Annotated in this window: 13 protein-coding genes; 4 read left to right on the forward strand and 9 right to left on the reverse strand. The window is 59.2% G+C overall.

Annotated features, from left to right (window positions below):
• The first annotated feature begins 131 nt into the window (after positions 1 to 131).
• Complete coding sequence (locus NW840_RS11885) at positions 132 to 383, forward strand: hypothetical protein (RefSeq protein ID WP_414344485.1); 252 nt, start codon at positions 132 to 134, stop codon at positions 381 to 383.
• Between the two features lie 23 nt (positions 384 to 406).
• Here NW840_RS11885 and NW840_RS11890 read toward each other — a convergent pair whose 3' ends face one another.
• The 7 genes from NW840_RS11890 to NW840_RS11920 form a co-directional block, all read right to left on the reverse strand.
• The gene (locus NW840_RS11890; RefSeq protein ID WP_414344487.1) at positions 407 to 1,696 is read right to left on the reverse strand and encodes a PLP-dependent aminotransferase family protein; all 1,290 of its coding nucleotides are present in this window, start codon (positions 1,694 to 1,696) and stop codon (positions 407 to 409) included.
• Positions 1,697 to 1,718: 22 nt separating this feature from the next.
• A complete protein-coding gene (locus NW840_RS11895; RefSeq protein WP_414344488.1) occupies positions 1,719 to 2,693 on the reverse strand; it encodes a hypothetical protein in 975 nt (324 codons plus the stop codon).
• Positions 2,694 to 3,040: 347 nt separating this feature from the next.
• Positions 3,041 to 3,625, reverse strand: a complete 585-nt coding sequence (locus NW840_RS11900) for a hypothetical protein (RefSeq protein WP_414344494.1) — start codon at positions 3,623 to 3,625, stop codon at positions 3,041 to 3,043.
• A gap of 131 nt (positions 3,626 to 3,756) precedes the next feature.
• A complete protein-coding gene (pyrF, locus tag NW840_RS11905; RefSeq protein ID WP_414344489.1) occupies positions 3,757 to 4,464 on the reverse strand; it encodes an orotidine-5'-phosphate decarboxylase in 708 nt (235 codons plus the stop codon).
• Positions 4,461 to 4,889, reverse strand: a complete 429-nt coding sequence (locus NW840_RS11910) for a DUF6464 family protein (RefSeq protein WP_369791761.1) — start codon at positions 4,887 to 4,889, stop codon at positions 4,461 to 4,463. The genes pyrF and NW840_RS11910 overlap by 4 nt, the downstream gene beginning before the upstream one ends.
• A gap of 485 nt (positions 4,890 to 5,374) precedes the next feature.
• A complete protein-coding gene (gene pgeF / locus NW840_RS11915) occupies positions 5,375 to 6,175 on the reverse strand; it encodes a peptidoglycan editing factor PgeF (protein ID WP_414344491.1) in 801 nt (266 codons plus the stop codon).
• Positions 6,172 to 6,603 (reverse strand): DUF3119 family protein, encoded by a 432-nt coding sequence (locus NW840_RS11920; RefSeq protein WP_414332116.1) that lies wholly within the window; start codon positions 6,601 to 6,603, stop codon positions 6,172 to 6,174. The genes pgeF and NW840_RS11920 overlap by 4 nt, the downstream gene beginning before the upstream one ends.
• A gap of 431 nt (positions 6,604 to 7,034) precedes the next feature.
• On the opposite strand from NW840_RS11920, the gene NW840_RS11925 reads away from it, so the two are divergent.
• On the forward strand, positions 7,035 to 7,946 hold the full coding sequence (locus NW840_RS11925) for a diguanylate cyclase (RefSeq protein WP_414344492.1): 912 nt from the start codon (positions 7,035 to 7,037) through the stop codon (positions 7,944 to 7,946).
• Between the two features lie 21 nt (positions 7,947 to 7,967).
• Here the strand turns inward: NW840_RS11925 and gcvH are convergent, their stop codons facing one another.
• Positions 7,968 to 8,357 carry a glycine cleavage system protein GcvH gene (gcvH, locus tag NW840_RS11930; protein WP_011432013.1) on the reverse strand — a complete coding sequence of 130 codons (390 nt, stop codon included), beginning with the start codon at positions 8,355 to 8,357 and terminating at the stop codon, positions 7,968 to 7,970.
• Positions 8,358 to 8,439: 82 nt separating this feature from the next.
• Entirely contained in the window at positions 8,440 to 9,384 is a 945-nt protein-coding gene (locus NW840_RS11935; protein WP_414344493.1) for an alpha/beta fold hydrolase, read from the reverse strand.
• Positions 9,385 to 9,487: 103 nt separating this feature from the next.
• Between NW840_RS11935 and NW840_RS11940 the strand changes: the two genes are divergently transcribed.
• Entirely contained in the window at positions 9,488 to 10,435 is a 948-nt protein-coding gene (locus tag NW840_RS11940) for an NAD(P)H-dependent glycerol-3-phosphate dehydrogenase (RefSeq protein WP_011432015.1), read from the forward strand.
• Positions 10,436 to 10,711: 276 nt separating this feature from the next.
• Entirely contained in the window at positions 10,712 to 11,077 is a 366-nt protein-coding gene (locus NW840_RS11945; RefSeq protein WP_011432017.1) for a response regulator, read from the forward strand.
• Positions 11,078 to 11,206: the final 129 nt, after the last annotated feature.

Genomic DNA, 11,206 nt, shown 5'->3' on the forward strand with positions numbered 1-11,206 from the left:
TGCCTTAAACAACCGTTTCTGGTGTCCGCAGTACAATTATAACCATGGAGGCGGACTTTCCTCTCGACACCGACCCTACGGGTACAGTGCGGGGCTCCTGCGATTTCTAGCTGATCCAAGAGCCCATCCCGATGGAGCAAACCGAGCGCTGGATGGCCGATTATCTAGCCCAGGCTAGCGAAACCGAGCGTATGCAACTTTTGGGAGCAATCGGCAACCTGATGATGGCCGACAACACGGTCTCTCCAGAAGAGCACACCCTCTTGGATGACTACTACACCCTCATGGCCGGGATCCCGGCTCGTCCAGAATCTGCACCTAACCTGGTGAAGGGCGTTGGGCAATTTTTCCGGCGCGTGGCCAAGGCTGTGGGGGGCAGGTGAGCGGGAAATCTGCGCTCTGGGCTTCAAGGATCCATGCTTTTGGAGAGCTCCTTCCCTTGCTGCTCCGCACCGCTGGCGCAAGAGTGTATCAGTCTGTACAGTTGTTCCCCAATGGTCTGGATCCCACTGACAATGCGCTCCTCGGGTTGATAGCTGAAGGCCAGGCGCAGAGCATGGTCTCCTTGGCCGTCGGCAAAGCAGTGGGTGCCCGGTAGGAAGGTGACCCCCAGGGCGCGAGTAGCCTGCAACAAGGTGCTGGCGCTTAGGGAAGGGGGCAGCTCACACCAGACGAAAAATCCACCCCCAGGGGCCTCCACCTTGACTTCGGGCGGAAAATATTGAGCGATGGCCTCCAGCATCACCTGGCACTTTTCTCGGTAGCGACGGGTGAGGAGTTGAATGTGGCTTTGCAGACGGCCCTCCCCGCAATAGCGGGCCACCACCCGGCCCAAAAAGGGCCCCAGGGATCCCTCGCTGCGAAACATCTCCAAGCGGCGGATGATCTCAGGGTGACCACAGGCCCAACCCACCCGCACCCCCGGCACCACAATCTTGGAGAAGGTGCCCACATGAAGAACCCAGCCTTCCCGATCCAGCGCAGCCAAACTGGGCAAGGGATCCCCGGCAAAGCGCAGGTCGTAGTAGGCCTCGTCCTCCACCACCACCACACCGTACTCAGCTGCCAACTGCACCAATTTCTGCCGCCGTGGCCCAGAGAGGGTGCAGCCTTTGGGGTTTTGGAAGGTGGGAATGGTATAGACAAATCGGGGGCGGATCCCTTGGCGAGCCAGATCGCGCAGCACCTCTTCCAGGCGATCCACCACCATGCCTTCCCCATCCACCGGAATCGAGATCAGACGCGCTCCTGCCGCCGCAAAACGGCTGACAGCCCCCATGAAGGTGGGCCCTTCCACAATGACCACATCCCCCGGCTCCACAAAGACCTGAGGCAACAGGCCGAGGATCTGCCCAGAGCCATAGCCGATCAGTAGGTTTTCCGGCTGGGCCTCTACCCCTCTATCCCGCATCAACTGCAGCACCACGTTGATCAGCCCGGCAAACGTGCCGCCGTAATTGAGGGCATTGTCCCCATCTTCCGCCAACACCTCCGCCGTGGCCCGCGCCAAGTCGGCCTTGGGAAACAGGCGCGGATCCGCCAGCCCAAAGGTAAAACTGGTAACCACTGGCACCGCCCCTGGGATCTCCGCCCCGAAAGGAGAAGGGATCACAGCCTGAGCCCGTTGGGCAAAAAGGGTTTGCAACAAGGGCCGCGAAGTGCTACGCGGTGCCGATGCGGACGAGGTCTGGGTCATGGCAAGCAAGAGAAAGAATACCTTAGGCCAATGCCTGCCACGATAACAAGAAAGAACTGCCCAGGAGTAGGGATCCCAAAACCCGCCGCCAGCTCCGGTAGGGGATCTCTGCTAAGACACCACCGGCGCTCAGGCATAGGAAGGGGAGCACCACCAAACCCCAGCGAGCACTTTGCTGCAGGGTGTTCACTTGGGGATCCCAAAACACTGCTGCCAGCACTCCCACCCAGAGGACATGGCCCAAGCCGGCCAAGCTGAGCAGGGCTTGTTGCCGTTCCGCCCAAGGCCAGCCCAGCCGCACCAAGCTCAACCCCAAGGGCAGCATCAAAGTAGCCAAAACAGCCAAGCCACTTTGGGAGCTGAGAGGATAGGGAATCACCTCAGCAGAGGTAGCCGGCAAATTAAACCGTCCCAGCCAGGAAAGCCCCATCACCAGCAGCAGCAAAAGCAGTCCTGATATTCCGAGCCGCTGACGCGAACGCAACGGTTGCCGCGGCCACTGCTGGCTCGTCCACAGCCCTGCCCAGAGCAAAGCCAAGGGCCAAACCTTATAGGACAGGGCACAGGCTAAGGCCAGACCCCACCAGCGCAAGGTGGATCCCGGCCCAACACCACAACTGCAAAGCAAAACCAGGCTGCCCAAAATCTCGCTGCCTGGCTCCAACCCTTGGGTCAACACCCAGGGGCTGAGTCCCCATAGACCGGCACTCCAGAAGTTGCCCCAGCTCCAGCACAACAGCAGAATGGCCAAGCAGGCCATAGCTGAGAAGATGTGCAGGATCCCTTCAGCCGGGATCCCGGTTCCCTGAGCCAACCAGGGCAGTAGCCTGTCGGCAAAAGTGCTCCGCACCACTGACGCGAACGAGTGGTAGAGAGGCAGTTCCGGTTGGACAAAAGTCAGGGATCCCTCAGAACTGCTCACCGGCAAAACGCGCCACCACTGCAGAGGAGCCGGTTGCCCCCAAGAGCGGAGTCGCTGCCCCAAAAGAAGGCCCATCCCTCCCCATAGCAGCCAGTGGCCCATGAAACCAAAACCAACCAAACGCCGAAGGCGATGGTTGTCCCTGTTGGAGGAGCTCAGGCGGGGAAATGAGCCGCGGGGCAGCCGCTTGCCCGGGCGGGGTGTGGCGGGGGGAAACTTCATGGGTAAACCCTAGCCTGTTCGCATGAGCAGTGCAGAACACTATCCCTACACGGGGTGGGCCCTCGACCGGCAGCAGAACATCCAACGCCCTCTACTCTTGGCCGGTTGGGGAGAAAAAGTGCCCCTTCGTTACTTCCAAAAGAGAATCTCCCCGCGTGACATACTCCCGCACTCATGCTGACGCAAAGCGCTCCGCGCCGCTAGAGAGAAGGTCTAGTCAACTCTAGATCGCCCGTCAAGGGGCAACCCGACTGTTGCCAGCGGCGGATGGCCTGGGCAGTGAGTCCATTCGTTACATCGCGAATGGGGATCCCCGATCCGGTTACCTGCAGACGCACCAACCGCCAGGGATCCCCAGGAGCAGCCCGCAGAACATAAGCCTCGTAGGCCAGTTGCAGGGTTTCGCTGCGCCGACCGGCCAAGGAGTTGCCCTCCTTTTGGGGGTGTTGGGGCAAGACCAAGCGGCGCTCCAGCGTGGTGAAATACAGCCGAAAAGCTTCTGGCGAAACAGCAGTTGCGGTGTCCGGCAAAACCGGAGCCAGCTCCTGTTGGCGTAAGCGGGCCGGAGACCCTGGAGAGAGCATTTCAACCTCCGGCTTCCCCACCAGCACAACCTGAAACTCAGAGCGGGAGCGGCTCAAGGCCAGATTGAGAAACAAAGGCAACTGCTCCGTTAGAGCCTCAGCCCAAACCTGAGGAGCAGCCAGGCAAGTTTCCCCTCTTGCCGGAACGAAATGCTCCGCACCCCTAACGCGCCCAGGAGTGCTGACCAGGCCCAAAACCACCGACAAACCGACTCCTAGCCAACATCTCCTGCCGGATCCAGCCGGCCTTTTTTCAGGGATCCACTGCACAAGCCTACGGCGTCGTTGCATTACAGAACTACCCCAATAACATCGGGCATCTCCCCACACCCTCACCCGGCAGCATCCCATGAGGCTTGGAAGCGCCGCAAGGCGGCCACGGGATCGGGAGAAGCGGTGATGGGGCGGCCCACCACCAGATAATCGGCTCCTGCCCGCAGAGCTTCGTCGGGCGTGCAGATGCGCTGTTGATCCTCCTCTCCATCCCCCGCCTTGGCTTGGCCCAGACGGATCCCGGGAGTAACCAGCAAAACCTCCGGCCCCAAAGCCTGGCGCAGCCGCGAGACCTCCTGAGGAGAGCAAACCAGTCCGGTAAAGCCTTGGGCTTGAGCCAGCCGGGCCAAATGCAACACGTAGTCGGCGGGATCCATCTCGATGCCCAGTTCCTGTCGCACCTGCGGGGGGCTGATGCTGGTTAAGAGGGTAACCGCCAATAGCCGACAAGGACTGCCCTGGGCAGCTGCCACGGCTGCCCGCAACATGGCACTGCCGCCGGCAGCATGGACGGTGAGCAGATCCACTCCATAGCTGACGGCCACCTCCGTAGCCCTCCCCACGGTGTGGGGAATGTCGTGCAGCTTCAAATCCAGAAAAATGCGCTTGCCCCTTTCCTTGAGAGCCTGCAGAACGGAAAAACCCGCAGCAGTGAACAACTCCAGGCCCACCTTCCACCACAGCACCTGCGGCAAAGAGTCCACCCACTTCAAAGCCTGCTCTTGAGAAGAGGTATCCAGCGCAACAATCAGGCGGTCACCCTTCATCGGGGCTCATTCCGGGGCTCATAGTGGGGACAGCCCTCACAGGGGCCGCAGGGGTTGACGGCACAGCGCAACTCTGGAGAATGGGCATTGTAGCGGCAGGTGGGATCCCCGATGTATTCTGGCGGCGAAGCCACGTAAGTGTAAACAACCACACCCCCAAATCCTATCGGGCTGACGAAGAAACGACTGGTGGTGAAAGATTCGCCAGAAGGGTTGAGGGTTTCCTCAAAGGGTTCTGGCTCAGGCTCCAGCTCCACTTCCTCCTCCAGATTCCAGAGGGCTTCCCACTGCCTAAGGGTTTCCTGTAAAGGCACAGCCAAGTGCTCTGCCAGCTCCATCAGGGCAGTCTCCAAAGAGGCCAAACTTTCTTCGGCCACTTGGGCAAAGGCTGCAACCCATTCCTCCAAAAGTTTCTCAAAATCCATGCAGCAGCGACCTAGAGGCTCCTTCTTCACCTTACCGCCAGCCTGGGCAACCTTTAACTTCCTCCCCGGCAAACGGCATCCACTAGAGCTTGATTCACCAATGGAAACAGCTCCGCCAGTTCTTCTGTGGATAGGTTTCCGGTACAGACATTGGCGCGAATATGCCACTCTGCCCACATTTGTGCCGAAGGAGCAGCAGGATCCCGGCCCTCCTCAGAACCTGAACCGCCCACAGGTACCCGAGGGAGGCTGCGTCCCGACCCAAGGTTCAGTTGCAGTACGCTGTCACGGTTGATGCCAGTCAGCGAGGTTTGAGCGTTAGCCTCCTCAAGGAAAGCGAGAGAGAAAGCCAAAGCCATCCCAGCTAATCCCCAGAAAACAGCGCGGTAAACCATGGGATCTCCAGTAGTTAGATAGAGCCCTGTCTTGAGCGCAATTATAGCCACTACTTCCCGTTCCTCCGGGCAGAACTGGGTCAAGTCTGCCTACGACCGCAGGCCGATTCCCGACCACTGCACGCAATGACGGCCCTGCTCATCCTTCAGGGATCCATCGCGGCGGTAGGAAAAGAAATCTTGGGGTTGGCTGAGGGTGCAATGGGGGCTGACGGCAATGTGTTCAGGGGGGATCCCTTGGGCTTGGGCTTGGGCACCGTTGACCCAGCGCAGATCCAGGCGAACCTTGCCAGGCAGAGGATCGGGCAACAGGGCGGCGCGGGCATCCAGCCCCGGGGGTAAACTGTTCAGCACCAGCTCCGCCACCGCTTCTGACACCTGATAGACCGACCCCGAAATAGAGGGCCCGATGGCCACGCGGATCCCAGCAGCAGGGATCCCCGCCTGTAAAAACTCCTGCAGCACCTTGGACAAGATCCCCGCAGCAGTGCCTCTCCACCCGGCGTGAATGGCTGCCACCCATTCTTGGCTGGCCACCAAAATCGGCACACAGTCAGCGGTGCAGACCCAGGCAGAATCTCCTTGGCGGCGGGCAATGACCGCATCTGCCTGAGAGCGGGTAGGGATCCCTTGACCAGCAGAGCAGTCCTGCTCTCGTTTGTGTCCAAAGGTTTCGGTGATCCCATCTGCCCAAACCCAGTTGCAGCCATGCACCTGATGGCCCCACGCGGCCTGTTCAGGGGGCAGTTGCAGCCGGGCGGCCAACTGAGACGGGGGATGGGGATGACCTTGGCGAGAGCCAAAAGCATGAGGCCACTCCGCCAAAAGCTGACACTCCAGCCAGCGCCATCTCCCTGCCTGCTGCCAAACCCACAAGGCGGAGCCACTCATCGGCGGGAGCTACCCGGACCAGCAATCGGCGGGGATCCTTGAGACCGATGTTGGGCGTGGAGATGACCCACCCGCTCTTCCAAACACATCTTCAGCTCAGCAGGGTTAAACAGCATCGGCAAAAAATGAATGCTCCGGGTTTCTCGGAAAAAGAACAACACCGGCAGCGGCGGCCAGAAAATTTGCCAATCCTGCCACTCGCTGTAGGGGAACTCGCGGATGCGCCTGGAGCCGCTGTAGACCTGCAGCGCCGTTCTGGTAAAGGCCAGACCGATCAGAGAGGTCTGCACCATCAAAAACAGGCCAAACAGGCCCACCCCTAGCCCCGCCCAAAACGAAAGCCAGAACAGCGGCACCGCCAAAGCCAACACCGACAGGCTGAGGCGAAAATCCGGAGTCAATAGATGGGCAGAATTGGGTCTAATCATGCCCCATTTCTCCTCTCAGGGATCCCAGCCCCATTCTAGGCTGCCTCGGCGACTCTTCAGAAGTCAGAGGATCTGTAGGACATAGAGGAGAGAGCCTCTTCTCGAAATCAGGGAACGAGGGGCAAACCGAACCCGTTTTTTGAGTTATCCCGAAAAATACTTGGGATCCTGGGGAAATTGGGGTTTGCCATTGAGCTTCTTCCCACAGCTGGCCGATACAACCGCGCAGGCGGGATGGAATCCTCGCGTAGCTCTCAACTGAGGGCCTCACCGCGTGCGATGGTATACGATAAACTCCAGAGTTCCGCAAGTTTACAGATCAGAGCCGGCGAGACATCCCTCGCTCACCCAAACACGGCCTGGGGAAAACCGACATAATACGGATATAACGAGTGCTTACTGCTAACCCGCACAATTCGTTGGGCCTCTCCATGCCTCTCGACCCTCTCTCTCAGTCGCCAGAGGAGCCAACCACTCAGATCCCCTTGGAGTTTTACGAGCGCAGACCCCAGCCTGAGGCAACTGCGGCCTTTCTAACGGTGCTCAGCGGCGCCAATGTGGGCATGACGTTTCCCTTGGCGAGGGGTGGAGTTTTGGGGCGCAGCCACCGCGCGGACATTCAGCTCTTGGATCACGCCGTCTCCCGGCAGCACTGTCGGCTGGAAAGAGAAAGTGAGGGTTATGTTCTCACCGACCTGGAGAGCCTCAACGGCACTTATGTCAACGGCGAGCGCATCAGCCGCGTTCTCCTGAAGGATGGAGATCGCATTCAAGTGGGGGCCAGCACCCTCAAGTTTGCCTACTACGACGCGGCAGAAGAAGCCTTCTTTTTGCAAATGGCCACTGCCGCCCTCCACGACCCGCTGACCGGCTTGCATAACCGACGTTTTTTCCTGAAGCAACTGGAGCTGGAGATCCCCTTTGCCCTTCGCCATCGCATTCCCCTCCACGTGCTCTATCTGGATTTGGATGGGTTTAAGCAAATCAACGACCGCTGGGGGCACTGGGCTGGGGATCAAACCTTAATCCAGGTGGCGCGGCGATTGCAAGCTCACGTTCGCCAAGACGACCTGGTGGCCCGCTTGGGGGGCGATGAGTTTGCCCTGCTGGTGCGCGGGATCCCGAACTCGCGGATCCTAGGGCTGGCAGAACGCTTGCGGCAGGCCGTCCAGTCCCTGTCGGTGCAGGCGGGGACGGAGACCATCTCCCTGAGCTGCAGTGTGGGCATCGCCTCTCTGCTGGAGCTGGGAGAGGGAACTGACCCACAAAGTCTGCTGGCTGCTGCCGACAAGGCCCTCTACCAAGCCAAAGCTGAGGGGGGTAACCGAGAGACTTTGCTGTAGTTCAGGGCCAACTGCTGGAGTTTAGGATCCCTCCACCAAACTGGCGTAGGCTTCGGCGCTCATGGTGTCCTCGAGATCTTCGGGGTTGGCAATGCGCACCTTGATCAGCCAGCCATCGCCATAGGGATCGTCGGCAAGGCTTTCGGGGCTCTCCACCACCGCTGTATTCACGGCCACCACCTCTCCAGAAAGAGGGGCATAGAGATCTTCGACGGCTTTGACCGATTCCACCGAGCCAAAGCTTTCCCCTTTTTCAATCTCTGTCCCTTCTTCGGGCAAGCCCACAAAAACGATATCCCCCAGTTGATCGACGGCATAAGCTGTGATCCCAATCACCGCAATATCATCCTCAACATGGATGTACTCGTGGGTGTCCACGTAGCGCAGATGGGATGGATACTCCAGGGCCATGCCGGTTCTCCCGTAGAATTCAGTGGATTATTCTAGGGTCAACCCTTGAAGATGGTAAAGAGCGGATCCCAAGCCCGGCCCGCTAGAGAAACTCCATCAGCAGCCGATTTACGGTTTGCGGCGCTTCCTGTTGCGCCCAGTGGCCGCATTCGGGGATGTACTCCTTGCGCAGGCCGTTGGGGAAAAAGGGATCCATCCCCTCAGTTAGCTCGCGGCTGAGGGCAAAGTCTTCTTCTCCCCAAATCAGCAGGGTGGGGGCGAGGATCTGCCGCATGGGCTGCAAAAACAGGTTCTGCAAAGTGGGCAGGTTAAAAAGCTGGCGGTAGTAGTTGAGGGCAGAGGTGAGAACCTTGGGTTTGGAGAGGGCCTCTTGGTAGAGCTTGAGGTCGTGGCGGGTGAAGGCGCTTTTGCGCACCGAGGTTTCCTGGAAAATGCGGCGCACCCAATCTCCCAAATCCCACTGCAGCACCCACTCTGGCAGCCAAGGCAACTGAAAAAAGAACAAGTACCAACTGCGGCGCAGTTGATCCAAGTTGCTCAAGAATTCCCGGCGAAAGCAGGCCGGATGGGGAGAATTGAGGACGGCCAGCTTGCGAATCTCCTCAGGGAAAAATTGCGCCCAGTGCCAGGCAATGGCTCCCCCCCAATCGTGGGCTACGACCACCGCTCTTCGGGCCCCAAAGTGGCTCAGCAAGCCGCGGATATCCTCGGTAAGGGTATCCAGGTCATAGCCGTGATCCGGTTTGTCGGAATCGTTGTAGCCGCGCATATCGGGTGCCACCACGCGAAACCGCTGCGCCAACACCGGAATCTGATGCCGCCAGGAGTACCAAAACTCCGGGAAACCGTGCAACAAGATCGCCAGCTCCCCTTCCCCTTGGGTGACGTAGTGCAGTTGAATGCCATTGGTAAGGGCATACCCGTGCTGCCAGGTTCCCATTTTGGCAGCTACCTCAGGAGGAAGGCGGGGGATCCCTGCTTCTGCCATGTCGTCTGCTCTCGAGCTAACCCATGATTTGGTATCCACCCATACTAACCTTTGTCGCCGGTCTTCCCTTTGCCGGCACAGGCTTTTTGAGAGGCATCCTACGAAGAAAGCTTAAGAGAAAGTCTGCGGGTGAACAGATTAGATGAACACTAGCGCAGAAGGCCAAAGCCCAACATCCCCGCAAAGCGTTGCCATTTTGGGAGCCGGGGCTTGGGGAAGTACCCTGGCGATGCTGGCTCAGGGGCAAGGGCACCGGGTGCGGGTTTGGAATCGCCGCAAGGGCCTGGATTTGGCAGAAGTGCTCCAGGGATCCCAAATCCTCATCTCAGCCGTCTCTATGGCGGGGGTACGCCCTGTGGTGGAAGCGGTGCGCCAGGTGGGGATCCCACCGCAGGCAATTTTGGTCTCGGCCACCAAAGGGTTGGATCCACTGCAGCTTCTGACCCCTACCCAAATCTGGGGGGCCACTTTCCCGGAGCAGCCTCTGGTAGTGCTTTCGGGGCCTAATCTTTCGGCGGAGATCCGCCAAGGCTTGCCGGCAGCGGCAGTGGTGGCCAGCCGGGATCCCTGGGCCGCTGTGCAGGTGCAGTATGCCCTTTCCTCGGAGCGGTTCCGCCTCTATACCAGCAGCGATCCGCTGGGAGTGGAGCTAGGCGGCACCCTGAAAAATGTTATCGCCATCGCTGTTGGCGTGTGTGATGGCTTGCAACTGGGGGCCAATGCCCGTGCGGCTCTGGTTACCCGCGGCCTGGCAGAGATGATCCGGGTGGGATCCAAGCTGGGGGCACGGGCAGAAACCTTCAACGGCCTGTCGGGGTTGGGGGATCTGCTGGCCACCTGCCACAGCCGCTTGAGCCGCAACTACCGAGTGGGCTACGGGCTAGGCCAGGGCCAACCCTTGTCGCAGATTTTGGCGGAGATCGAGGGCACCGCCGAAGGGGTTTACACCGCTCCCGTCGTGGTCGAGATCGCTGCCCAGCACGGCATTCAGGTGCCCATCACCCAGGAAGTGCATCTGTTGTTGCAAGGGCAGACCACCCCCACCGCCGCCCTCACCCGCCTGATGGAACGTCAACTGACTTCGGAATAGGCTGCCTTCACTTCTCCCAAAGGAGGAGGGGGGTTTCTGGCATAACCGCAAATCTGCGGATGAGGAAAGTTGTTCCGCACTCTATCAGGATTTTTGCAGAGCAGGGAGATCCCAGAATGAGCGATTTGGCGGAGTTTTTTTTTCCAGAGTTTCCCTATGCTGCAGCTGTAGTTCTTCGACTTGTTCTTGCATCAACTCGGATCTCTCTGGCTCCGGGAAGGCGGACAGTAGGCCCGACAGGTTGGGCCAGGTCTTTGTTTAATTTTTTACAAAGTTATGTCCAAACGCATCCTGGTGATTGAAGACGAACCCTCCATCCGTACCTACCTGCAGAAGGTGTTGCAAAGAGCGGGGTACGACACGGTGGCGGCCACCGATGGAGAAGAGGGCTTGCAGATGGTGCGCACCCTGATGCCCGACTTGGTGTTGTGCGATGTGGTGATGCCCAAGCTGAACGGCTATGGGGTGCTGGATGCCCTGAGATGGGATCAGTCTACAGCTCACATCCCCTTCGTCTTTCTCTCCTCGAAAATCTCTCCCGAAGAGATTGAACAGGGGCTATGTTTTGGCTCCGATGCCTATCTGACGAAGCCCGTTGACCAGAAACGCCTGCTGAAAGCCGTTGCTGCCCAATTGTCTTGAGTTGACCAAAAGGCGCGGCAAGCCCCGTCCTTCAGGGCAGGGAAGGATAGCGCCGACCATAGCCGACGCCCTTTAAAAACGCAGTGCCGGCCATGTGAATATCGTTGTCATCACGCATAGGTCAAGAAT

It is taken from the genome of Synechococcus sp. R5-13 (genome assembly GCF_047462015.1).
GTDB lineage: Bacteria > Cyanobacteriota > Cyanobacteriia > Thermostichales > Thermostichaceae > Thermostichus.

Excerpts from the sequence above, each read along its gene's own strand:
- pyrF (WP_414344489.1), bottom strand. The coding sequence starts at position 4,464 with ATGAAGGGTGACCGCCTGATTGTTGCGCTGGATACCTCTTCTCAAGAG.
- NW840_RS11920 (WP_414332116.1), bottom strand. The coding sequence starts at position 6,603 with ATGATTAGACCCAATTCTGCCCATCTATTGACTCCGGATTTTCGCCTC.
- NW840_RS11940 (WP_011432015.1), top strand. The coding sequence starts at position 9,488 with ATGAACACTAGCGCAGAAGGCCAAAGCCCAACATCCCCGCAAAGCGTT.
- NW840_RS11925 (WP_414344492.1), top strand. The coding sequence starts at position 7,035 with ATGCCTCTCGACCCTCTCTCTCAGTCGCCAGAGGAGCCAACCACTCAG.
- NW840_RS11910 (WP_369791761.1), bottom strand. The coding sequence starts at position 4,889 with ATGGATTTTGAGAAACTTTTGGAGGAATGGGTTGCAGCCTTTGCCCAA.
- NW840_RS11890 (WP_414344487.1), bottom strand. The coding sequence starts at position 1,696 with ATGACCCAGACCTCGTCCGCATCGGCACCGCGTAGCACTTCGCGGCCC.
- NW840_RS11895 (WP_414344488.1), bottom strand. The coding sequence starts at position 2,693 with ATGGGCCTTCTTTTGGGGCAGCGACTCCGCTCTTGGGGGCAACCGGCT.
- NW840_RS11885 (WP_414344485.1), top strand. The coding sequence starts at position 132 with ATGGAGCAAACCGAGCGCTGGATGGCCGATTATCTAGCCCAGGCTAGC.
- NW840_RS11945 (WP_011432017.1), top strand. The coding sequence starts at position 10,712 with ATGTCCAAACGCATCCTGGTGATTGAAGACGAACCCTCCATCCGTACC.
- pgeF (WP_414344491.1), bottom strand. The coding sequence starts at position 6,175 with ATGAGTGGCTCCGCCTTGTGGGTTTGGCAGCAGGCAGGGAGATGGCGC.
- gcvH (WP_011432013.1), bottom strand. The coding sequence starts at position 8,357 with ATGGCCCTGGAGTATCCATCCCATCTGCGCTACGTGGACACCCACGAG.